This window comes from Paraburkholderia sp. MM5482-R2 (assembly GCF_050436125.1).
Taxonomy (GTDB): Bacteria; Pseudomonadota; Gammaproteobacteria; order Burkholderiales; family Burkholderiaceae; genus Paraburkholderia; species Paraburkholderia tuberum.
This window is the reverse complement of record NZ_JBNDLP010000002.1, coordinates 1,073,273-1,096,064: the sequence shown is the minus strand read 5'-3', so window position 1 is coordinate 1,096,064 and position 22,792 is coordinate 1,073,273. Positions and strand designations below refer to the sequence as shown.

Annotated in this window: 19 protein-coding genes; 11 read left to right on the top strand and 8 right to left on the bottom strand. The window is 68.1% G+C overall.

What is annotated here, in order from left to right; translation table 11 throughout:
* Window positions 1–297: 297 nt before the first annotated feature.
* Window positions 298–951, top strand: coding sequence for an OmpA family protein (locus tag OKW37_RS08085; RefSeq protein ID WP_184059624.1), 654 nt, complete (start codon window positions 298–300; stop codon window positions 949–951).
* A 405-nt stretch (window positions 952–1,356) separates the two neighbouring features.
* A complete protein-coding gene (metG, locus tag OKW37_RS08080; RefSeq protein WP_429335912.1) occupies window positions 1,357–3,489 on the top strand; it encodes a methionine--tRNA ligase in 2,133 nt (710 codons plus the stop codon).
* A gap of 97 nt (window positions 3,490–3,586) precedes the next feature.
* Here the strand turns inward: metG and OKW37_RS08075 are convergent, their stop codons facing one another.
* The gene (locus tag OKW37_RS08075) at window positions 3,587–7,924 is read right to left on the bottom strand and encodes a translocation/assembly module TamB domain-containing protein (protein ID WP_429509791.1); all 4,338 of its coding nucleotides are present in this window, start codon (window positions 7,922–7,924) and stop codon (window positions 3,587–3,589) included.
* Between the two features lie 45 nt (window positions 7,925–7,969).
* Complete coding sequence (locus tag OKW37_RS08070) at window positions 7,970–9,823, bottom strand: autotransporter assembly complex protein TamA (RefSeq protein ID WP_429407116.1); 1,854 nt, start codon at window positions 9,821–9,823, stop codon at window positions 7,970–7,972.
* 266 nt (window positions 9,824–10,089) lie between these two features.
* Here OKW37_RS08070 and OKW37_RS08065 point away from each other — a divergent pair, with 266 nt between their 5' ends.
* The 4 genes from OKW37_RS08065 to panD all read left to right on the top strand — a co-directional run bounded on the left by OKW37_RS08065 (window position 10,090) and on the right by panD (window position 12,771).
* Window positions 10,090–10,275: a DUF3460 family protein gene (locus OKW37_RS08065; protein WP_429407118.1), complete on the top strand. Its 186-nt coding sequence runs from the start codon at window positions 10,090–10,092 to the stop codon at window positions 10,273–10,275.
* A gap of 20 nt (window positions 10,276–10,295) precedes the next feature.
* The gene (locus OKW37_RS08060; RefSeq protein WP_221311919.1) at window positions 10,296–11,207 is read left to right on the top strand and encodes a segregation and condensation protein A; all 912 of its coding nucleotides are present in this window, start codon (window positions 10,296–10,298) and stop codon (window positions 11,205–11,207) included.
* A 283-nt stretch (window positions 11,208–11,490) separates the two neighbouring features.
* The gene (panC, locus tag OKW37_RS08055) at window positions 11,491–12,324 is read left to right on the top strand and encodes a pantoate--beta-alanine ligase (protein WP_429408471.1); all 834 of its coding nucleotides are present in this window, start codon (window positions 11,491–11,493) and stop codon (window positions 12,322–12,324) included.
* Window positions 12,325–12,384: 60 nt separating this feature from the next.
* Window positions 12,385–12,771, top strand: coding sequence for an aspartate 1-decarboxylase (gene panD, locus OKW37_RS08050; protein WP_018431692.1), 387 nt, complete (start codon window positions 12,385–12,387; stop codon window positions 12,769–12,771).
* Between the two features lie 45 nt (window positions 12,772–12,816).
* Here the strand turns inward: panD and OKW37_RS08045 are convergent, their stop codons facing one another.
* Window positions 12,817–13,455 carry a ParA family protein gene (locus tag OKW37_RS08045; protein ID WP_184059634.1) on the bottom strand — a complete coding sequence of 213 codons (639 nt, stop codon included), beginning with the start codon at window positions 13,453–13,455 and terminating at the stop codon, window positions 12,817–12,819.
* 243 nt (window positions 13,456–13,698) lie between these two features.
* On the opposite strand from OKW37_RS08045, the gene OKW37_RS08040 reads away from it, so the two are divergent.
* A complete protein-coding gene (locus OKW37_RS08040) occupies window positions 13,699–14,118 on the top strand; it encodes a PaaI family thioesterase (RefSeq protein ID WP_090803438.1) in 420 nt (139 codons plus the stop codon).
* A 57-nt stretch (window positions 14,119–14,175) separates the two neighbouring features.
* On the opposite strand, the gene OKW37_RS08035 is transcribed toward OKW37_RS08040, so the two are convergent.
* A complete protein-coding gene (locus OKW37_RS08035) occupies window positions 14,176–15,702 on the bottom strand; it encodes a cobyric acid synthase (RefSeq protein ID WP_429407121.1) in 1,527 nt (508 codons plus the stop codon).
* A gap of 89 nt (window positions 15,703–15,791) precedes the next feature.
* On the opposite strand from OKW37_RS08035, the gene cobU reads away from it, so the two are divergent.
* The 4 genes from cobU to OKW37_RS08015 are packed head-to-tail and all read left to right on the top strand — an operon-like array spanning window position 15,792 to window position 19,402.
* Window positions 15,792–16,346 (top strand): bifunctional adenosylcobinamide kinase/adenosylcobinamide-phosphate guanylyltransferase, encoded by a 555-nt coding sequence (gene cobU / locus OKW37_RS08030; protein ID WP_429407123.1) that lies wholly within the window; start codon window positions 15,792–15,794, stop codon window positions 16,344–16,346.
* Complete coding sequence (cbiB, locus tag OKW37_RS08025) at window positions 16,346–17,287, top strand: adenosylcobinamide-phosphate synthase CbiB (protein ID WP_429407125.1); 942 nt, start codon at window positions 16,346–16,348, stop codon at window positions 17,285–17,287. The genes cobU and cbiB overlap by 1 nt, the downstream gene beginning before the upstream one ends.
* 33 nt (window positions 17,288–17,320) lie before the next feature.
* Window positions 17,321–18,397 carry a threonine-phosphate decarboxylase CobD gene (cobD, locus tag OKW37_RS08020; RefSeq protein WP_429407127.1) on the top strand — a complete coding sequence of 359 codons (1,077 nt, stop codon included), beginning with the start codon at window positions 17,321–17,323 and terminating at the stop codon, window positions 18,395–18,397.
* A gap of 54 nt (window positions 18,398–18,451) precedes the next feature.
* A complete protein-coding gene (locus OKW37_RS08015) occupies window positions 18,452–19,402 on the top strand; it encodes a cobalamin-binding protein (RefSeq protein WP_429407129.1) in 951 nt (316 codons plus the stop codon).
* A 53-nt stretch (window positions 19,403–19,455) separates the two neighbouring features.
* On the opposite strand, the gene cobC is transcribed toward OKW37_RS08015, so the two are convergent.
* From cobC to OKW37_RS07995, 4 genes are all read right to left on the bottom strand, one after another.
* The gene (cobC, locus tag OKW37_RS08010; protein ID WP_429407131.1) at window positions 19,456–20,046 is read right to left on the bottom strand and encodes an alpha-ribazole phosphatase; all 591 of its coding nucleotides are present in this window, start codon (window positions 20,044–20,046) and stop codon (window positions 19,456–19,458) included.
* Complete coding sequence (locus tag OKW37_RS08005; protein WP_429335903.1) at window positions 20,031–20,807, bottom strand: adenosylcobinamide-GDP ribazoletransferase; 777 nt, start codon at window positions 20,805–20,807, stop codon at window positions 20,031–20,033. The genes cobC and OKW37_RS08005 overlap by 16 nt, the downstream gene beginning before the upstream one ends.
* Before the next feature lie 73 nt (window positions 20,808–20,880).
* Window positions 20,881–21,942, bottom strand: a complete 1,062-nt coding sequence (gene cobT, locus OKW37_RS08000) for a nicotinate-nucleotide--dimethylbenzimidazole phosphoribosyltransferase (RefSeq protein WP_429407134.1) — start codon at window positions 21,940–21,942, stop codon at window positions 20,881–20,883.
* Window positions 21,943–21,976: 34 nt separating this feature from the next.
* Window positions 21,977–22,786: an ABC transporter ATP-binding protein gene (locus OKW37_RS07995; RefSeq protein ID WP_429407136.1), complete on the bottom strand. Its 810-nt coding sequence runs from the start codon at window positions 22,784–22,786 to the stop codon at window positions 21,977–21,979.
* Window positions 22,787–22,792 lie beyond the last annotated feature (6 nt).

Here is a 22,792-nt window from a genome sequence, read left to right as displayed (position 1 = left end):
GATCGGCCACGCGGCGGAATTTGCAAGAAATTGTTATGCGGCATTGCGAAAATCGAACGTGCCGGGCACCCTTCGGGGCACGCGGGACGCCGTAGGGTCGCATCACCGTGTGTTTAAGGCACTATTGTAGTGTCTGACGGCACACGGTGCCCTAAGACCCTTCTTCGCTGTAGGACCGCGCGAAGCAAGGCGCAGGAATCGTTCCCGAACTTTCTGGGTGGTCGGTGCATTGCCGTAATGTTCGCTGCATAGACTGACCGCTACCGCTAGCTCATTCGCACTCGAAAGGAAACCAAAATGAATGCAAGAATCATGACTCGCGTGGCCGTATTCGCCGTGGCCGGCTCGCTGGTGGCAGGCTGCGCAACCCAACAGGGCACCAATACAGCAGTCGGCACCGGCGTGGGCGCTGGTGCCGGCGCGGCGATCGGCGCGATCTTCGGCGGCGGCAAGGGCGCGGCGATCGGCGCGGCCACCGGCGCCGCGGTGGGCGGCGTCACCGGCTACAACTGGGACAACATCCGCAACCGCATGTCGGGCGCGACCAAGGGCACCGGCACGCAGATCACCGAGCAACCTGACGGCTCGCTCAAGCTGAACATCCCGAGTTCGGTCACGTTCGACACCAGCAGCTACGCGATCAAGCCGTCGTTCGCACCGGTGCTCGACCAGCTCGCACAGACGCTGCAGCAGAATCCGGAAGTCGTCGCGTCGGTCGTCGGCCATACGGACAGCACCGGCTCGCTGCAATACAACGAGACGCTGTCGGTCAATCGCGCGCAGAGCGTGACCGGCTATCTGGCGCAACGCGGCATCGCGCCGCAGCGCCTGTCGGCCACCGGCATGGGCCCGAACCAGCCGATCGCCGACAACAACACCGAAGCCGGCCGTGCGGCCAACCGTCGCGTCGAGATCTATTTGCGCGCCACGGCCCAGCACGCGACCCAATAAGGGCAACTCTCAAGGAGAAGGCGCCGCCGGGCCGGCCGGGCTTCAGCCGCACGCGCCCGGCTTGCGGGCGGGACGAGCCGCCGGACCGGTTTGTCGACGGATCGAAAAAATTTCGAACTCTGCGGAAAATCCGCGGTCTGTCTTTACGGTACGTGTCTGGCGAAGCCATCACGTCACCATTCTCCTCTTGTCGTTGTTGCTCCGGGGTTTATCGACCCCGGTTTTTTTTTGCCCGCGCGGTTTTGCACCCCGCTTCGCCAGGCATCGTTCCTGGCGGTCCCCCACCGCAGCGCCCGCCCCCATCCCCCTCTGTTCCGCGCGTCCAGCCCGCCGCGCCCGGTCCGCGTGCGGCGTGCGCCCTGCTAAAATCACCGTTTCGTCCCACCGCAGGCACCCCCGATCCTTATGTCAGCACCCGCCACCGACCTCCCCGCAGGCGCGCCGCCCGGCCGCCGTCAGATTCTCGTCACGTCGGCCCTTCCTTATGCGAACGGGCAGATTCATATCGGCCATCTGGTCGAATATATCCAGACGGACATCTGGGTCCGGGCGCTGCGAATGCACGGCCACGAGGTCTACTACGTCGGCGCAGACGACACGCACGGCACGCCGGTGATGCTGCGCGCGGAACAGGAAGGTCTGACGCCGAAACAGCTGATCGATCGCGTCTGGCTGGAACACAAGCGCGACTTCGACAGCTTCGGCATTTCGTTCGACAACTACTACTCGACCGACTCCGACGAAAACCGCGTGCTCAGCGAAAACGTCTACCTCGCGCTGAAGGAAGCGGGGCTGATCGACGCGCGCGAGATCGAACAGGCGTACGACCCGGTCAAGGAAATGTTCCTGCCGGACCGCTTCATCAAGGGCGAGTGCCCCAAATGCGGCGCCAAAGACCAATACGGCGACAGCTGCGAGGTCTGCGGCTCGACCTACCAGCCCACCGAGCTCGTCAATCCGTACTCGGTCGTCTCGGGCGCGACGCCGATTCGCAAGACCTCGACGCACTACTTCTTCCGCCTGTCCGATCCGCGCTGCGAGAACTTCCTGCGCGCCTGGGTCGGCGGCCTCGCGCAGCCGGAAGCGACCAACAAGATGCGCGAATGGCTCGGCGACGCCGGCGAAGCCAAGCTCGCCGACTGGGACATCTCGCGCGACGCGCCGTACTTCGGCTTCGAGATTCCGGGCGCGCCCGGTAAGTATTTCTACGTGTGGCTCGACGCGCCGGTCGGCTACTACGCGAGCTTCAGGAACCTCGCCGAAAAACGCGGCCTCGACTTCGACGCGTGGGTCCGCAAGGGCTCGACGGCCGAGCAGTACCACTTCATCGGCAAGGACATCCTGTATTTCCACACGCTGTTCTGGCCCGCGATGCTCGAGTTCTCGGGCCATCGCACGCCGACCAACGTGTTCGCGCACGGCTTTTTGACGGTCGACGGCGCGAAGATGTCGAAGTCGCGCGGCACCTTCATCACCGCGCAAAGCGTGATCGACACCGGCCTGAATCCGGAATGGCTGCGCTACTACTTCGCGGCCAAGCTGAACAGCACGATGGAAGACCTCGACCTGAATCTCGACGACTTCCAGGCGCGCGTGAACAGCGATCTGGTCGGCAAATACGTGAACATCGCGAGCCGCGCGGCCGGCTTCCTGATCAAGCGCTTCGACGGCCGCGTGCAGGACAGCGCGATGCATCATCCGCTGCTCGGCACGCTGCGCGCGGCGCTGCCGCAGATCGCCGCGCACTACGAGGCGCGCGAGTACAGCCGCGCGCTGCGTCAGACCATGGAGCTCGCCGACTCGGTCAACGCCTACGTCGATACCGCCAAGCCTTGGGATCAGGCGAAAGACCCGGCCAATGCGGTCGCGCTGCACGAGACCTGCAGCGTCAGCATCGAGGCGTTCCGTCTGCTGTCGCTGGCCCTGAAGCCGGTGCTGCCGAAGCTCGCCGAAGCGGTCGAGGCTTTCCTCGGCATCGAGCCGCTCGTGTGGGCCGACGCCACCGTGCCGCTCAGCTCGGCGCGCCCGATCAACGCGTACAAGCATCTGATGACGCGCGTCGATCCGAAGCAGATCGAGGCGCTGCTCGCGGCCAATCGCGACTCGCTGCAGGCCACGCCGGAAGCGGCGCCGGCCGACGCGAAGGCCAAGGCGAAGGCCCACGCCAAGGCCGTCGCCGCGAAGGAAGAAGAGGCCGGCATCATCACGATCGACGACTTCGCGAAGGTCGATCTGCGCATCGCGAAGATCGTCGACTGCAAGGCGGTGGAAGGCTCGGACAAGCTGCTGCAACTGACGCTCGACGTCGGCGAAGAGAAGACCCGCAACGTGTTCTCGGGCATCAAGTCCGCGTATCAGCCGGAGCAGCTGATCGGCAAGCTGACCGTGATGGTCGCGAACCTGGCGCCGCGCAAGATGAAGTTCGGCATGTCCGAGGGCATGGTGCTAGCGGCATCGGCGGCGGACGAGAAGGCCGAACCGGGCCTCTACGTGCTCGAGCCGCATAGCGGCGCGAAGCCCGGCATGCGCGTGAAGTAACGCGCGGCGCCTTTGGGCGCCTCGCCCCACCTCGCCGCAGGCAGGTATGACGAAAACGGCACGCTTCCAGGCGTGCCGTTTTTTTATGTTGCCCGCATCACCACGAGATCCGGTCGAAGCGCCGCGTGTACAGCACGTCGGCGCCATAGAACGTGCCGCCATACACGACCAGCGACCAGTATCGCGTCAGATTGATCGTCGCCTTGATCGCATTGCTCGCCGACTGCAACCCCTGCTCGTAGCCAATCACGAGCCGCTCGTTGATCGCCTTCGACACCATCACGACTTGCGGATCGGTCAGGCCGACGTCGCTGCGGCCGATCGAAAACTCGTCGAGCCCGACGGTCTGCGCGATCCGCTGACCCGTCGCGCTGCCGAGCAGCGCGAGCGCGGTCGTCATCGTGCTCTGCTGGCCGAGGTTGTTGCCCTGGTCGGTGCCGTGGCCGAACAGCAGCCACGACAGTTTTTCGTTGTCCGGCACGCTTGGCTCCGACACGAGCCGCGCGACCGGCGCCTGCAGCGTGCCCGTTACCTGTACGCCGGCCTCGACCTGCTGGTTGCGGCGCATCGCGAGAATGTTGATGCCCGGATTCGTGACCGGCCCGTTGAACGTGAAGAAGCCGTTCTCGATCGCGAGCTTGCGGCCGAATTCGGTGTAGGTCGAACCCGGCGTGACGCGCACGTTGCCGACCGCGCGCAGCGGCGTATTCGGCGCGCTCGTCGCGGTGATCGTGCCGGCGAGGCCGAGATCGGCGCCCTTCCCACGGAAGCGGAAGTCGTTGCCGAGGCCGATCTCGATGTTCGCGCGTGGCGCGAACGGGCTCGCCGGCGGCTGGCCGCCTTCGCTCGGAGGCGGCCGGCCGCCCGAGCGCGTGCCGTCCGGGCGGATGATCACGACGTCGTCGCCGAGGCTCGGCGCGGCCTGCTCGGGCAGATCGAACCGCGCGCTGTCGACCACGAACTTGCCGTCGATCACGGGGCCGCGCTCCACGCCGCCGTTCGAGATGTTCGCACTGCCCGACAGCGACAGATGGCGGTCCGGCGACGCGAACACATCGAGCTTGTCCGCGACGATGCTCGCGGTCATGTCGGGCTCCGGGCTGTCGAGACGCACGTGCCCAGTCGCGCGCAGCGTGCCGCTCGCGCCGTGGAACTCGACCTGCTGGAAGTCCACCATGTTCTGCGACAGCGCGATGCGCACGACCCCATCCTTCAGTTGCACGCCCTGGCTCACGACCGTCGCGGACAGACCGTCGCCGGTCAGCGAGCCGGTCACGTTCGGTTTCGCGACCGTGCCGCCGAGCGCGAGCTTCAGCGCGAGATGGCCGTCGAGCAGATAGCCGGGGCCGAGCAGGCCGCCCGTCGTGCGCAGCGACGGCACGTTCGCGTTCACGTTGCCCGACAGCGCGCTTTGCGGATCGACGCTCAACATGCCGTCGCGCAGCGCGAGCGGCGTGTGCGCGTCGGCATCGATCACGCCGACGCGGCTCGCCTGCGCATGCACGGTCGCATTGAGCCGGTTGCCGCCGGTGAATTCGGCGCGCGCGCGGATGTCGCCAATGCCCATCGACGAGAGCCCGCGGCCGATCTCGACCGTGACGTCGCCGCTGCGCCGCCGCAGCTCGATGTGGCCGCTCGCCGTCGCGCCGAGCGAGAAGTCCCAGTCGCCGTCGAACACGAGGTCGGTGCGCACGGCGGGCGGCTCGCCGGTGATCTGGTGACGCAGCTCCTGCAAGTGCGCGAGCGACACATCGGTCAGGCTGCCGGCCGACTGGACGCGGCCGTGATCGAACGCGAATGACTTCAGGGTCAGCACCGAGCCTTCGATCGTCAGGCGCGTCGCGCCGAGCGTGAGGTGCCCCGGCCCGGCGCTGAGCGCGAGCGGCGATTCGAGATTGAGCGCCGGCGTGCCGCGATTTTGCAGACGCGTGACGGTGCCGTCCCAGCGCGAGCCGTCGCGCGTGTCGGTCAGCTTGCCGTTGGCGGCGAGCGTCAGATCGAGCGGTCGGTCCTGCAGCTTGCCGGTCGCGGCGGCTTCGAGCGTGTGGTTCGCGCGTGTGCCGGACAGGCGGGCGGTCAGCGTGGCGAGGTCGACGCCGCCCGCGTTGACATTGCGCGCGTCGGTCGTGAACGCGAGCGCGCCGTTCGCGCCGTCGCGCAACTCGGCGTGGCCTTCCGCATGGCCGATGCGGTTGCTCGCGAACACGACGCTGTCGGCCTTGTAATTCAGCGTGACGTTCGGATGCGCGAACGAGCCGGTAACGTCGCCGTCCGCGGCGACCGCGCCCGCGAGGCCGAAGCCGAGCCGATCGAGCTGCGGCGCGTCGATGCCGAAGCGCAGCCGGTCGCCGGCCGCGCCGAAGCTGCCTTGCAGATTCACCCGGTTGCCCGCCACCGAAAGATTCGCGTGGCTCGGCAGGATTCGCGAGCCGGCCAGCTGGATCATGCCGCCGCCCGTGAGCGGCAGGTCGTTGTAGACGCTCGGACCGAGCGTGAATTCGGCGCGCGTCGTGAAGACCGGCGCGAGCACACCTGCTGCCGTGACCGTGGCGTTCACGCGCGCCTCGATCCTGCGCGCTGGCGGACCTGCATGCGCGGCCGCGCGTGGCGCAGGGCCCGCGCCATGCGCGGGCGGTGGCGTCCTGCGCTCGAGCACTTCGGTCTGCACCGCGGCCTGCGCGGTGTTCTTCGCGATGGCGGCGGCCTGATCGCCGGGCGCCGCGCTCTTCGCGCCGGCGGTGCTGCCCACGAGCGCCGCGGCTTGCGCTTGCCGCTCGCGTTGCGCGCCACTCGCGGCGGACGCGCCGGATGTCGTGACAGGCGTGCGGGCGGGCATCTGCGAGGTCAGCGACAGCGGATCGAAATCGGTCAGTTGCGCCTTCAGGTTGTAGGTCGAGTTCTCATCGTGCTTCAGCGCGCCCGATAGATCGATGCGGCCACGGCCCGACGTGACGCGCACGTCGTTGAAGCTGATGCGTGCGGGGTCGAACGTAATCTTGCCCTGGGCGCGCAGCGCCGCGGCGGGGTCGGCGAGATCGAGCGTCAGGGTCTGGATGTCGTCGTTCAGGCGGATGCCGATCGGGCCGGACAGCTGCGTCGGCCGCACGGTCGCCTGCAGCGCGTTCAGGTCGAGCCGCGCGACGCTCAGATCGAGCCGGCCGTGCCGGCCGCTCAGCGCGCCGCCGCCGGTGAGCGTCGCGTTGCGCACGAGCCGCACGTTCAGGTTCGAGATGCTCTGCGTGTGGGCGTCGAGGCGCACGTCGGCGTTCGCATCGATCAGCGGCAGCAGTTTCTGGTCGATTGCGCCGGGTTTCGCGTTGACGATCGAGACATGGCCGGCGACGGCGAAACCCGCCGCCGGTTTGGCCGGCGCGTGGTGGCCGCCGAAGATGTGGTGCGGATGGCTGGCGGCCGACGGTTTCGCCGCGCTGGCTGTGCCAGGGGCGGTCGCCGCGCCCTGCTCGACCGGCTGCAGCTCCGCGCGCACCGCCAGATCGGCGAGCGGCGCACCTGGCGCGAAAGCCTGCGGATTCACATGATCGAAGCTCAGCGTCGCGCGCTGCAACGGCACCGCGGCGAACGGCGCCGCTTCGACCCGCGCGTGGCCGGCGAGCTTCATGCCGCTCGCATCGAGCTCGGCGACGAGCTGCTCGAGCGTGCCGCTCAGGTGGCCGGCCACCTGCACCGCTTCATCGTTGACCTTGCCCGCATAACCGACTTCGCCGGTGAGCGGAAACGGCCGCACGCCATCGAGTTTCGCCGCTGCCGTCAGCGCCCCGAACGGCGTATCGAGCCGATCGATCGCGGCCTCGTGATGACGCCCGTCGCTGCGCCCATGAAACGCGAAGCCGGACAGCTCCGTCGTCGACGCGCCCTGGTGCAGCAGCAGCCGCTCGACCTGCACGTCGCGGATCTCCAGCTGCATCGGTAGCTGCAGATCCTGCGGCAAGCTCAGCGGCTCGCTGGTGCTCGCCGACGACGGGCCGACGCGCGCCTCGATCGTGCCGACGTGCAGGTAGTCGATCGTGAACCGCCACGGCTCGCGCGCGAGCGCCCAGCTGCCCGCGATGCGGTCGATCTCGATGTCGGTGCCGCTGCCGTCGAGGCTGCGCCAGCGCACGTCGCGCAGTTGCACGCCGCGCGCGAGCGTGCCGCCCTCGAGCGTGCCGGCGAGCCGGCCGCCGAGCAGCTTCACGGCCGCGTGCCACGCGTACGCAGTGCCGCGCTCGGTCGTCAGCGCCCCGTACAGCAGACCGACCGCGAGTGCGGCGAGCAGTACCAGCATGACCACCGTGCCCGCGACCGACTTCAGCAGCAGCCGGCCCCAGCGCCGCTTCGGCGGCGGCGTGTCGGGCGGCTGCTGCCCATCCGGCGGTCCTGGCGGCATGGCGCCGGGCGGCTGCGCGGGGGGCGGGGCGGTGACGTCGGTGGTCATGCGTGAATACGGTGGCAAATAAGGTAGTGGGTTGTCGTCAAAACGTCAGAACGCGATGCCGAGCGTGATATACGGCCGCACCCGGTTATCGCGGATCCCGTAAGCGACATCGAGATTGACCGGGCCGACCGGGCTGCGCCAGCGCGCGCCGACGCCGGCGCCCGGATAGAAAACTTTTTCGCCCCAGGTGTCGGTCGCGGTGCCGATGTCGAAGAATACGGCCGCGCCCCAGTTGTGCGAGAACCAGTGCTGGTATTCGGCCGCGCTCGTCAGCAGGTACTTGGTCGGCAGGATCGAGCCGGCGACGTTGTTACCGATGCTCTGGAAGCCGTAGCCGCGCACCGAGTTCGAGCCGCCCGCGCGGAACAGCAGCGACGCCGGAATGCCGCTCGAGCTGCCGCTCGTGAATACGCCGCCGAGTTCGGCGCGGATCAGCACGATGTCGTCGACGCCGATCGGGAAATACTGCTGGCCGCGCGCGTAGCCGCGGATGAACGACTGGTCGGCGAGCAGACCTTTCACCGCGAAGCCCGCCTCGACGTGGATCAGGTTGCCGCGGCGCGGGAACAGCGGGTCGTCGGTGTCGCGCCGCGTCCACGACCACCCCGGCACCAGCGCGTGCGCGCGGGTCGGCGGCGCCGCGTTCTGGTCGAGCTGATCGTCGTAGAACAGCAGCGAATAGCTGTAGTCGAGGAACTGCGACGTGCGCGAGCGCTGCACGCCGCCGCGGATGCTGTAGATGCGCGTGTCGGAGACGTCGGTGGTCGTGTACGACGCGAGCATGCTATTGGTCCACCCGTGCTGGCCCGGCGGCATCGACAGCTGGATCTGCCCGTATTGCTGCGTCTTGTCGGCGCGGCCCTCGACGGTGAACGGCCACGCCGCGCCGAACGTGTTCAGATACGTGTAGCCGCCCTGCACGAGCGGGCCGTTGTCGGTCGAATAGCCGACGCCGCCGCGGAAGCTGTGATACGGAAACTCCGACACCTTCACGTGCACCGGCGTGTCGAGCGGCTTGGCGGGGTTGTCGTCGAGGTCGATCGCGACGCTCGCGAAGTACGGCGTGTTCTGCAGTTGCCGCTGCAGTTCGGCGACAGTGCGCGTGTCGTAGATCTCGCCCGGCGAGATCGGATTGACGTTGTGGACGATGCGCTCCGGATAGCGCTTCGTGCCCTGCACGTCGAGCTGGCCCATCGTGAAGGTCGGCCCGCTGTCGTAGATCACCGACAGCTTCGCCGTGTGCGTGCGCGGATCGATCAGCGCCTCCGAGTGGTAGATCTTCGCGGCGAGGTAGCGGCGCGATTGCAGCTCGCGCAGCGACGCGTTCTTCGCGTCGTCCCAGGCGCCCTGCGAGAACGGCTGGCCCTCGTGCAGCGAGAACGCGAAGCGCGTCGCGTTTTCGCGCGATGGGTCTTCGGTCAGCACCGCGCCGCGAAACGACAGATCGACCGACGTGACCTTGGTCTGCGGGCCCGGCTCCACGCGCACGGTGACCTGCCGCAGATTGTCGACGGTGCGCACGTCGGTGCTGACGAGCGGCGAGAAATAGCCCTGCGTCGCGGCGAGATCGCGCACCTGCTGTGGCGTCGCGGTGATCAGGAACGAGAACTGGTCGTCGGTGACGTCGGGCCGCTTCGCGAAACGCGAGATATCGAGGTGCTGTTCGAGCAGCCGGCGCAGCGCGCGCGGCTCGGCGACCACCTCGACCTTGTAGCTCGGTGCCTTGCTCGCCGCGTGAGCCTTGCCCGCGGCGAGCAGCAACATCAGGAGGCCGAGGCCGATGGCGAGCGACGCACGCAGCCAGCACCGCGCGAGCGCCTCGCGCTCACGCGCGCGCCCGCGCGCCTGGCCGGTCTCGCCGCGCAACGCACGCGGCATGTCGATCGTACCTCCCGCCAAACAGGACCTCCGGCCTCAATGGTTGAATTCTCGCGCCCGGCCGCGCATGCGATCGAGGCATGCTATTTGACCACAACGCGACCCCGATCGGCCTGTCTCGTGCCCCTGGCGGAGCCCCGCGCTTCATCTCAAAAATGGGCGGCCCGCGGCGATTTTCGACCGCCCGCGACGCATGCGGTAAAATCGCGGACGACGGCGCCCTCCCCGCGGCACCGCGCAGCGGCCAGCCCGAGAGCCGCCACCCTACCCACCACGGACGTCGAGCCATGTATCAATCGGACATCACCCAGTTCCTGAACCAGCTCAAGCAACAGAAGCCCAATCTGGAGGCCGAGCAACGCAAAGGCCGCGCACTGCTGTGGGACAAACAGCCGATCGATCTGGAAGAGCGCGCCGAGCAGAACACTTCGCGCGTGGAGCAGACGCCTTACTCGTACTACCAGAACTTCTAAGCTCCCCAGTCACGCCGACGATGAGTCACGCTGACGAGGTGCATGGTCCGCTTCACGGCCCGATACACGGCCCGGTTCACGGCCCAGCGCCGGCACCGTCCGACACCGCGCTTTCCACGCCCGCCACCGATTCGACGCCCGACACGGTCGACGGCGTCGCGTTCGCGCGTCTGTACGGCGAGCCGCTGTTCAAGCTGCCGAACGACCTGTACATCCCTCCGGACGCGCTCGAGGTATTCCTCGAGACCTTCGAGGGGCCGCTCGACCTGCTGCTGTACCTGATCCGCAAGCAGAACTTCAACGTGCTCGACATCCCGATGGCGGATGTCACCGTGCAATATCTCGGCTACGTCGAGCAACTGCGCAAGACCAATCTCGAACTCGCGTCCGAGTATCTGCTGATGGCCGCGATGCTGATCGAAATCAAGTCGCGCATGCTGCTGCCGGTCAAGAAGGCCGACACCGGCGAGGAAGCCGAAGACCCGCGCGCCGAACTGGTGCGCCGCCTGCTCGAATACGAGCAGATGAAGCTCGCCGCGCAACGCATCGACCAGTTGCCGCAGCTTGGGCGCGATTTCCTGCGCGCCGAGGTCTACATCGAGCAGAGTGTCGCCCCGCGCTTCCCGGACGTGAACAGCGACGACCTGCGCGCCGCGTGGGCCGACGTGATCAAGCGCGCGAAGCTGGTCCAGCATCACAAGATTTCGCGCGAGGAGTTGTCGGTGCGCGAGCACATGAGCCTGATCCTGCGGCAGTTGCAGAATGCGCGCTTCATCGAGTTTTCCGATCTGTTCGACACGAGCCGCGGCGTGCCGGTCGTCATCGTGAATTTCATCGCCGTGCTCGAGCTGTGCCGTGAATCGCTCGTCGAAATCACCCAGGCGGAGCCGTTCGCGCCGATTTACGTGCGGCTGGCGTATCTACCGGCCTGAGCGCTGAATGACGGCCGCTTGACGGCCGGACCGCGGCCGGACCGTGGAAATCTCGCTACGAACACCGTCGCAGCGATGCCTGGCGGGCCTCAGCGGGGAGTGCGCGGCAAGCGCGCCGCGCCCCGCTCGGAAGTGCCGCCGCGTTTCGGTGCGTCCGCTGCCCAAATCCACTACAATCCGCGCTCCGAACCCGTCATTTGCCGGTGAGGCGATGAGCCGCGCGATTCCGCCAGGTGTCGCGCCAACCGGATCGCGCGCCGCGCGAGCCTATCCCTGTCCGATCATGAAAGTCATCAGCTCGATCCATGAATTGCGCGACCAGTTGCGCGGCCAGAATCGCACGGCCTTCGTGCCGACGATGGGCAACCTCCACGAGGGCCATCTGTCGCTGATGCGCCTCGCGCGCCAGCACGGCGACCCGGTCGTGGCGAGCATATTCGTCAACCGCCTGCAGTTCGGCCCGAACGAGGATTTCGACAAATATCCGCGCACGCTCGAAGCCGATATCGAGAAGCTGCAAAAGGAAGGGGTCTACGTGCTATTCGCGCCGACCGAAAGGGACATGTATCCGGAGCCGCAGGAATACCGCGTGCATCCGCCGCACGATCTCGGCGACATCCTCGAGGGCGAATTCCGCCCCGGCTTCTTCCACGGTGTGTGCACGATCGTGATGAAGCTGATGTCGTGCGTGCAGCCGCGCGTCGCGGTGTTCGGCAAGAAGGATTACCAGCAGCTGATGATCGTGCGCCAGATGTGCCACCAGTTCGCGCTGCCGACCGACATCGTCGCCGCCGAAACCGTGCGCGACACCGACGGCCTCGCGCTCAGCTCGCGCAACCGGTTCCTTTCGGCCGCCGAACGCGCCGAGGCGCCGATGCTGGCCGCCGAACTCAATCGGGTGCGCGACGCGGTGCTCGCGGGCGAGCGCGACTTCGCGAAACTCGAAGAGTCGGCCAAAGCGACGCTCGCGACGCGCGGCTGGAATCCCGATTACATCGCGATCCGCAAGCGCTCGAACCTGATCGCGCCCGGCGCGCAGGACGCCAGCGCACCGCTCGTGGTGCTGGCCGCCGCGAAGCTCGGCGCGACCCGGCTCATCGACAACCTCGAAATCTGACGCCGCAACCGCCCGCGCGAACACAGTTACACTGCGCAGTCACATAGGATTGGATTGATCATGCAACGCAATATGCTGAAGTCGAAGATTCACCGCGTCGCGGTCACGCACTGCGAGCTCCACTACGAGGGCTCGTGCGCGATCGACGAAGATCTGCTCGAAGCGGCGAACATCGTCGAAAACGAGCGTATCGACATCTGGAACATCAACAACGGCGAGCGCTTCTCGACGTACGCGATCAAGGGCGAGCGCGGCAGCGGCATGATTTCGCTGAACGGCTCGGCCGCGCGTCGCGCGCAGCTCGGCGATCTGGTCATCATCGCGGCGTTCGCGGTGGTCGACGAGGCGGAGCTGAAGGCGGGCTGGAAGCCGGACCTCGTGTTCGTCGATGAAAACAACAAGATCAAGGGCAGCCGTGACCACGTGCCCACGCAGGCCTGGAGCTGAGCGAAGCTCAGCTTGACGCTTGACTGATGGCGGGCAGCCCCCGCCTCAGCCCTTCTTCCCCGCGCCGTTCGTCCACTCGACGATCGGCTGCCACTGCTCCAGATCCTTCTCCACACGGCTTTTCGCGACATCCCACAGCGTCAGGCCGTGCGCCGCGAGTTGCACGTAGTTCTGCGTGTCGCGCAGAAAACCGAGCACCGGCAGCTTCAATCCCTCGACGAAGCGATGCAGCTGCTCGGCCGAGCGCGTGCGCGCATCGACGCGCATGCCGACCACGCCGACCTCGATCGCGCCCTTCCTGACCGCCTTTTCCTTCGCCAGCCTCTCGAGAAATTCCTGGGTCGCGAGAATATCGAACAGCGACGGCTGCAACGGCACGATCACCTTGTCGGCGAGATCGAGCGCGATGTTCAGGCGATTGCCGTGCAGGCCGGCCGGCGTGTCGACGACCGCGTGCTCGAGGCCTTTCGGCGGCTTGGCCGGCGTGTCGGGATTGACCTCCCAGGTTTCGATGTTCGGCAGCGTGGCGGGCCGTAATTCGAGCCACGCATGCGCGGAGTGCTGCTTGTCGAGGTCGGCCAGCGCGACCCATTCGCCCGCCGCGGCGAAATAGCCGGCCAGATTGGTCGATAGCGTGCTCTTGCCCACGCCGCCCTTCGGATTCGCCACCACGATCACCGACATGAAATCTCCCGGAAAGAAGGCTGGACACCGCCAGCCGGTTTGCCGCGCTATTGCTCCGTCCCCGCCGATCCGCTGTGACCGGCGCCGGCGGGCTCCACGATCGCTGCCGTTCGAAGTTCGGTTTCCAGGGACGCCCACCGGTCCAGCCGTTGATAATATCGACAAATTCAGCGCGGCCGAAGCCCCCGCATCGCGAATCGGCCGCTCCAACCCGCCGTTTTTTTCGACAAGGACCTGAATCTCATGAGCAAACTGCGCCCGGAATACACCGTCGAACGCCTGCTGGAGCGCCAGAAGGGCACGCTGCCGGACCTGCTGGGCCTGCGCGTGCTGACCGTGGACCAGGGCACACTGGTCGCCGAACTGACCGTGCGCGAGGCGCTGCTCGCGCCGAACGGCTTCCTGCACGCGGCCACGGTGATCGGCCTCGCCGACACCGCGTGCGGCTACGCGTGCATCGCGCATCTGCCCGAAAACTCGCGCAACTTCACGACGATCGAGCTGAAGAGCAACTTCCTCGGCACCGCGACGCAGGGCACGATCCGCGCGGTCGCCAAGGGTGTGCACCTTGGGCGCAGCACGCAGGTCTGGGACGCGACGGTCACCGGTCCGGATGGTAAGACCATCGCGCTGTTTCGTTGCACGCAGATGGTGTTGTACTGAGCGAACCGCGCGAGCAGCAATTGCGTTCACTCCGATGAAGGAGGCCGGCGCAGAGCGTCACCCCAGCGCCGCGAACAGCCTGCGCATATCGACGTGCCCGGCCAGCGTATCGGCCAGCCGCTCCAGCGACGCCTCGCGCAACGCCGGATAGTCGAGCGCTTCGGCATCGCTCAAACCCGCCCATGCGAGCAGCGCCGCGCACGCGGCCGGCGTGTCGAACAGGCCATGCACGTAGGTCGTGAGAATCTGGCCATCGGCGGACATCGCGCCATCGGGACGGCCAAAGTCCGCGCCGCCCTCGTGCGGGCCAGCGTGGTCGAGTCGCAGCGCCGGCGTGTCCAATGCCGGCCCGCGCGTCTCGCCCATATGAATCTCGTAGCCGGCGACGTCCGGCGTGCCGGGCAGCGCCAGGCGCCCGGTCACATTCTTCAGTGTCTTGTCGCGCGTGAGCACGGTCGCATAGTCGAGCCAGCCGAAGCCCGCGAAGGTGCCCGGCGCGCCCTCGACGCCATGCGGATCGGCGATCTCGCGGCCGAGCATCTGCATGCCGCCGCAAATGCCGATCACGCGGCCGCCGTAGCGCAGATGCCGCGCCAGCACGTCGTCCCAGCCCTGTGCGCGTAGAAACGCGAGGTCGTCCGGCACGTTCTTCGAGCCCGGCAGGATGATCAGATCGGCGGCCGGCGGCGGCGTACCCGCGCGCACATAGTGAAAATCGACCTGCGGATGCGCGCGCAACGCGTCGAAGTCGGTGTGATTGCTGATGTGCGGCAGCACCGGCACGACCACGCGCAGCAGACGGCGCGAATCAACGCTCGCCGCCGCGCGCAGCTCGGGCGGCAGCATGTCCTCGGCGTCGAGCGTCAGGCCATGCAGATACGGCACGACACCGAGCACCGGCTTGCCGGTCTTCGCTTCCAGCCAGTCGAGCCCGGGCTTCAGCAGACCGATGTCGCCGCGAAAGCGGTTGATGATGAAGCCGCGCACGCGCGCCTGCTCGCTGTCGGACAGACACGCGAGCGTGCCGGTCAGGTGCGCGAACACGCCACCGCGATCGATGTCGGCGACCAGCACGACCGGGCAGTCGACCGCCTCCGCGAAACCCATGTTCGCGATGTCGCGCTCGCGCAGATTGATCTCGGCCGGACTGCCCGCGCCTTCGACGAAAATCGTGTCGTACGACGCGCGCAGCCGCGCATACGACTCCAGCACCGCCTCGAACGCGACCGGCTTGTAGTCGTGATACGCGCGCGCGTCGAGGTTGATGCGCGCCTTGCCGTGGATGATCACCTGCGCGCCGCGATCGCTGGTCGGCTTCAGCAGCACCGGGTTCAGATCGGTGTGCGCGTCGATGCCCGCGGCGAGCGCCTGCAATGCCTGCGCGCGCCCGATCTCGCCGCCATCGACAGTCACCGCGCTGTTCAACGCCATGTTCTGCGGCTTGAACGGCGCGACCCGCGCACCCGCGCGCCGCGCGAGGCGGCACAGTCCCGCAACCAGCGTGCTCTTGCCCGCGTCGGACGTGGTGCCCTGGATCATCAGCGTGCCGCGCGGCACGGGCAGGATGTCGGGAGGAATGGTCATTCGGGTCACGGCGGTGCAGGTGGAAGATGGACAGTGGCGTTGCAATGCAATCGAGCGGCATTATCCCATCGCGCCGGTACAATCATAGGATGACTCCCCGCGACCTCACCTTCGTCCTCGGCGGCGCCCGCTCCGGCAAGAGCGCGCATGCCGAGCGGCTCGCCAGCGACAGCGCCCTCCCCGTCATCTACATCGCCACCGCCCGCGTCACCGACGACGCCGAATTCAACGCGCGCATTGCGCATCATCGCGAGCGGCGGCCCGCGCATTGGGGGCTCGTCGAAGCGGACGACGACCTCGCCGGCGCGCTCGCGCAACAGGACGCGCCGGGCCGGTGTCTGCTGATCGACTGCCTGACGCTGTGGCTCGCAAACCTGCTATGTCCCGCCGACGGCGCGGCGGCGCCGCTGTCGCACTACTACGAGCAGGCCGCCGCGTTCGAAGCGGCGCTCGCCGGCGCGCGCGGCAAGATCATCGTCGTCAGCAACGAGATCGGCCTCGGCGTCGTGCCGCTCGGCGAAGCCACGCGTCTTTACGTCGACGAACTCGGGCGCTTGAATCAGCGCATCGCCGCGTTGAGCGGCGCGGCCACGCTGATGGTCGCGGGACTGCCGCTCGCGCTGAAAAGCGCGAGCCGCGTGTGATGCCGCCGCTGACCATGCCGCTGGTCGCGACGCTCGCGGTCGCGGGCGTCGCCGTCGACCGCTGGTTCGGCGAGCCGAGCCGCCGGCATCCGCTGATCGGGTTCGGCAACTGGGCGGCGCGTATCGAGGCGCGCTTCAATCACGACCGGCGTCTGCGGCTCAGGGGCCTGCTCGCATGGGCGCTCGCGGTTCTGCCGCCGGTGTTGATCGCGTGGTGGCTCGTCGCCGTGCTGCCGTTGTTCGCGGCCTGCGCGCTGCATGTCGCGCTGCTGTGGTTCGCGCTCGGCGCGCGCAGCCTGCGCGATCACATCGCGCCGATCGCGCGGGCGCTCGGCCAACGCGATCTGGCCACGGCACGTGAGTTGACCGCACGGATCGTCTCGCGCGACACCGCGCAGTCGGACGAGGCCGCGCTCGCGCGCGCCGCGGTCGAATCGGCGCTCGAAAACGGCAACGACGCGATCTTCGGCGCGCTGTTCTGGTTCGCGCTCGCGGGCGGGCCCGGCGCGCTCGGCTTTCGCCTCGCCAATACGCTCGACGCGATGTGGGGTTATCGCACGCCGCGCTATCTGCGCTTCGGCTGGGCCGCCGCGTGCATCGACGACGTGCTGAACTGGATTCCCGCGCGGCTGACTGCCACGAGCTACGCGCTGCTCGGCGACACGCTGACCGCCTGGCGCTGCTGGCGCGAGCAGGCGCCGCGCTGGGACAGCCCGAACGCGGGCCCGGTGATGGCCGCCGGCGCCGGCAGCCTGAACGTGCTGATCGGCGGGCCGGCCGTGTATCACGGCACGCTCGAGCACCGGCCGACGCTGGGCTTCGGGCGTCCCGCCGAGGCGCGTCATGTGGACGCCGCGTTGATGCTGGTCGAACGCACGGTGATTCTCTGGCTGGCCGTGCTGATCGTGCTGGCGTTGTTGAGCGTGCCGTTTCATGGCTGAGCGGAACGACGCGCGTAGCGATGGGATGAGCGCATGACCGACTGGACGCAACCGCGCGAGCACGCCGCAAGCGGCCCGATCGCGCACGGCGGCAACCTGCACGAAGCGGCGGCGCGCTACGGCATTGCGTACGCGCAGTGGCTCGATCTGTCGACGGGCATCAATCCGCACGGCTATCCGGTGCCGCCGCTGCCCGCCGACGCGTGGCGCCGTTTGCCCGACGAAGGCGACGGCTTCGCCGAGCGGGCCGCGCGCTACTACGACGCGCCCGATGCCGCGCACGTGCTGCCCGTCGCCGGCAGCCAGGCGGCGATTCGCGCGCTGCCCGCGTTGCTGTCGCCCGCGACGGTCGGCATCGCGCCGCTGACCTACGGCGAGTACGCGCCCGCGTTCGCGCGCGCCGGACACGCGGTCGCGCCGCTCGACGTGCATCGCGACACGCTGCCCGCCGCGCTCACGCACGTCGCGATCGTCAACCCCGACAATCCGACCGCCACGCATATCGATGCCGCCAGGCTGCTGCACTGGCACGCGCAGTTGCGCGAACGCGGCGGCACGCTGCTCGTCGACGAAGCGTTCGCCGATACGCTGCCGGCCGCGCGGGTCGCGTCGCTGGCGGCGCATACGCACCGGGACGGGCTCGTCGTGTTGCGCTCGCCCGGCAAGTTCTTCGGGCTCGCGGGTGTGCGCGCCGGCTTCGTGCTCGGCGCGCCCGCATTGCTCGCCGCGTTGCGCGACAGGCTGGGGGCGTGGACTGTCAGCGGTCCCGCGCGTCATGCGGTGAGCGCCGCGTTCGACGATGCCGCGTGGCAAACGCGCATGCGTGAGCGGCTCATCGGCGACAGCGCGCGGCTTGCCGGGCTGTTGCATGCGCACGGTTTCGCGACACGCGGCACGCCGCTTTTCGCATGGACCGACGATGCGCGCGCCGCCGCGTTGCATGAAGCGCTCGCGCGGCGCGGCGTGTGGACGCGTCTTTTTCCGCCATCGCTTCGGGTGCCATCGGCCAGCGTGCGCTTCGGGCTGCCGGGCGACGAAGCCGAATGGACCCGCTTCGAGCAACAGTTGCAACAGGCGGTTGACTCGATCGATACCGCGCGGTCGAGTTAGCGCAGTGACCTTCGCACCCAAGCCGCTCAACGCTTCTTGATCCGCCCTCGTCCGATGATCCGCTTTGCTCGTTCCATCCGCTTTGCCCTGCCCGCGCACCGCTTGATCGATTGGTTCGGCGCCGCAGCGCTCGCGCTGACCGCACTGAGCGTGCACGCCGCGATCACCGTCACCGACGACAGCGGCGCGACCGTCACGCTCGCCGCGCCCGCGCAGCGCGTGATCAGCCTCGCCCCGCACGTGACCGAATTGCTGTACGCCGCAGGCGGCGGCCCGAAGATGGTCGGCGCCGTGTCGTACAGCGACTATCCGCCCGAAGCGAAGCAACTCCCGCGCGTCGGCGACAACAAGGCGCTCGACCTCGAACGCATGGTCGCGCTGAAACCGGACCTGATCGTCGTGTGGCGGCACGGCAACGCGCAGCGCCAGCTCGAACGCTTGCGCGAGCTACACGTGCCGCTCTTTTTCAGCGAGCCGCGCCGTCTCGACGATATCGCCGTGTCGCTGACCAAGCTCGGCCGGCTGCTCGGCACATCGGCGAGCGCGGATGCGGCGGCGGCCGCCTTCCGCGACGACATCGCCCGTCTGCGCGCGCGGTATGCGAACCGCCCGGCCGTCAGCGTCTTCTATCAGGTATGGGACCGGCCGCTGATGACGCTCAACGGCGAGCACATGATCAGCGACGTGATCACGCTATGCGGCGGCCGCAATGTGTTCGCGGACCTGCAGCCGCTCGTGCCGACCGTGTCGATCGAAGCGGTGCTCGCGGCGAATCCGCAGGCGATCGTCACCGCCGCACCCGGCGCGACGCGGCCCGACACGATGCTGCCGCAACTCGACACATGGCGCGCATGGCCGGGTCTCGCGGCCGTCGCGAACAACAACCTGTTTGCGATCGACGGCGATCTGATCAATCGCCCCGCGCCGCGCATCGCGCAAGGCGCGCGGCAACTGTGCGAGGACCTCGAACTGGCGCGCTCGCGCAGCAAGCAGCCCGCGCCATGACGGCGCCGCGTGTGGCGAGAAAAAAGGATCGGTTTTCCCGATGACCACGCGGGTCACGCATTCCATCGCACGAGCGACCACTGCAGCGTCTCGTCGTTACGTCGCAACCAGACGATCCCCGTCATATCTAGCGACCACTGCAGGCAATGCGCGAGCGGCACCTCCAGCACCCACGACGCGATCGCGCGCATCACGCCCGCGTGCGTGACCACGTATGCGGGCGACAGCTCGCGCGTCAGCGCGAACGCATCGAACCACGCTCGCACACGCGCGACGAATTGCGCGACGCTCTCGCCGCCGTGCGCGCGCGCATGTTCGAAATTGGCGGCCCAGTCGTCGAGCAGCGCGCGATCGATCGTATCCCAGCGCTGCGCTTCCCACTCGCCGAAATCCATTTCCTTCAGGCGCTCGTCGTGGCTGACCACGCAGCCGAAGTCGTTCGCGATCTCGGTCGCTAGGGCGGCGCAGCGCGTAAGCGGACTCGTGATCAGCACACGCGGCGCCGGCACCTGCAAGCTCGCGAGCTTCACCGCCAACGCATTGGACGTGACCTCGGCGCTTTCCGCCAACGCGATATCGCTATGGCCGTAACAAACCCCCGCCTCGAGCGCGACAGCGGGATGTCGAATCAGGACGATATCCATGCAAGCCCCACCAGGTAGATGCTCAATTCGAAGATCTGCTGCGCGAAGCCGAGGCAGTCGCCGGTATAGCCGCCGATGCGTCTGACGAAATAACGGCCCATTGCAAAGCGCAGCGCGAACAGCACAGCACACGTGAGCGCGGCGAAACGCCAGTCGGGCATGCCGGGGCCGTTCGGCCACAGCAGCCACGGCAGCCCGAACAGCACGGCGCACAACAGCGCCGGCCCGCTCAAACGCTGCGCGACCGGCTTGGCTTTGCCGGCCGCGCGCACATAGTCGAGCGTGGCCAAGTAACTGATCGCGCACGCGCGGCTCGCGCCATGCGCCGCAAGCATCAGGCTTGCGGCGCGCAGCGGTGGCAATGCCGCGAGCGTTTGCCACTTGATCGCCAGAGCGATCACGAGCGCGATGGCGCCGAAAACACCGATGCGCGAGTCGTGCATGATGCGCAGCGCATCGTCGCGCGTATAGGCGCCACCGAACGCATCGATGCAGTCGGCGAGACCGTCCTCGTGAAATGCGCCCGTGACCACGAGCGACGCGGCCATCGACAGCAGCACCGCGACACTCGCCGGAAACACGCGCAGCGCGGCCAGATAGACGAGCGCGCTGAAGCCGCCGACCAACACGCCGACGAGCGGAAAATAGCGCGCCGCGGCGTTCAGATAATGCGGCTCGAAACCGACCCAGCGCGGCACGGGCACGCGCGTGAAGTAACCGAGCGCCGTGAAGAAATAGCGCAGTTCCGCGAGCGGGTTCATGAACGTGGCGAGCGCAGGTTCACGGCGCTGCGGGCCGAGCTTCGCGTTATCGCGAAGCGCGTGCTCGCGCGCTTCACGGTTCGCGATCGGCGACGCCCGCCGAATCGAAGCTGGCCATCTCGTTGACGAAGGCCACCGCCGCGCGCAGCAACGGCACCGCGAGCGCGGCGCCCGTGCCTTCGCCGAGCCGCATGTCGAGCGACAGCAGCGGCTGCGCGCCGAAATGATCGAGCATGCGCCGATGCCCGGCCTCGTTCGACGCATGCGCGAACACGCAGTACTCGCGCACGTCGGGCGAGAACGCATCGGCGACCAGCAGCGCGGACGTCGCGATGAAGCCATCGACGAGGATGGTCATGCGCGCCTCGGCGGCCGCCAGATACGCGCCCGCCATCATCGCGATTTCGAAGCCGCCGAAGGTCGCGAGCACGTCGAGCGGCGCGCGTGCATCCGCATGGCGCGCGAGCGCCGCCGCGAGCACGTTGCGCTTCTTCGCGAGTCCGGCATTGTCGAGACCCGTGCCGCGGCCGACGCAGTCGTCGATCGGGACGCCGCACAGGCGGCTCATCAGACACGCGGCCGCCGAGGTGTTCGCGATGCCCATCTCGCCGAAGCCGATCACGTTCGTGCCGAGCGCCGCGTGATGACGCACGCGCGCGGCGCCCGCCTGCATCGCGGCGAGCGCTTCGGCGTGCGTCATCGCGGCTTCGTGTGCGAAGTTGCGCGTGCCGGGCCCGACCGGAATGTCGACGAGTCGGTCCGTGGACGGCAGCGGCGTCGCGATGCCCGCGTTGACCACTTCGAGTTCGAGACCCGCGACGTGACTGAGCGCGTTGATCGCCGCGCCGCCCGCGATGAAGTTCGCGACCATCTGCGCGGTCACCGCTTGCGGATAGGGGCTCACGCCTTCGGCGGCGATGCCGTGGTCGCCCGCGAAAACGATCATCGCGGGACGCTGCACGGTGGGACGCGTACTACGCTGGATCAGGCCCATCTGGCGCGCGAGCGTTTCGAGCCGGCCGAGGCTGCCGAGCGGTTTGGTGCGCGTATCGATGATCCGCTGCAATTCGGCGCGTAGCGTCTGATCGAGCGGCGCGACTTCGGGCAAACCGGCTGGGTGTGGGATGCGAGTCATAGGTGTGATCGAAACAAGGGATAGGAATAAAATATCAGCCTGACTGTGCGTCATGGCCGGCAGGCGATTCGTGACGCGCGCGCGGCGCGGGTATCAGCGCCTCGTGCTCGCCGTCGCGAATCAGAATCAGCGGATAGCCGAACGCGCGGCTCGTCAACGCGGGCGTCAGCACGTCGCGCACTGGGCCCGCATACGCGCCGCCCGCGCCGTCGAGCAGCAACGCGTGCGTCGCGAAGCGGCGCGCGAGGTTCAGGTCGTGGCACGAGAACAGCACACTACGGCGCGGTTCGCGCGTCCATGCGGCGAGCGCTTCGAGACAGTCGACCTGATGATGCAGGTCGAGATGCGACAACGGTTCGTCGAGCAGCAACAGCGGCGCGTCCTGGCACAGCACCGCCGCGAGGGCAACGCGCTGACGCTCGCCGCCCGATAGCGACAGCACGTCGCGCGCCGCAAAGTCCGCAAGGCCGAGCCGTTCGAGCGCCGCCCGCGCGGCCGCGCGATCCTCGTCGCGCTCCCAGCCCCAGCCGCCCAGATGCGGGAAGCGGTTCAGCAGCACGATGTCGAGCACGCTTGCGTTGAACGCATCGGCCGCGCTTTGCGGCATCAGCGCGCGGCGCCGTGCGAGCGGCAGCGGCTGCCAGTCGGCCACGCGCACGCCATCGAGTTCGACATGGCCCGCCGCCGGATGCAACAGCCCCGCCAGCGTCGATAGCAGGGTGGTCTTGCCCGCGCCGTTCGGCCCGGCGATGCACCAGATTTCGCCCGCATGGAACGTGTGCGTGAACGCGTCGAGCAAGGTGCGCGCGCCGGCGCGCAACGTCAGGCGCTGCGTGCTCAGCATCGAACA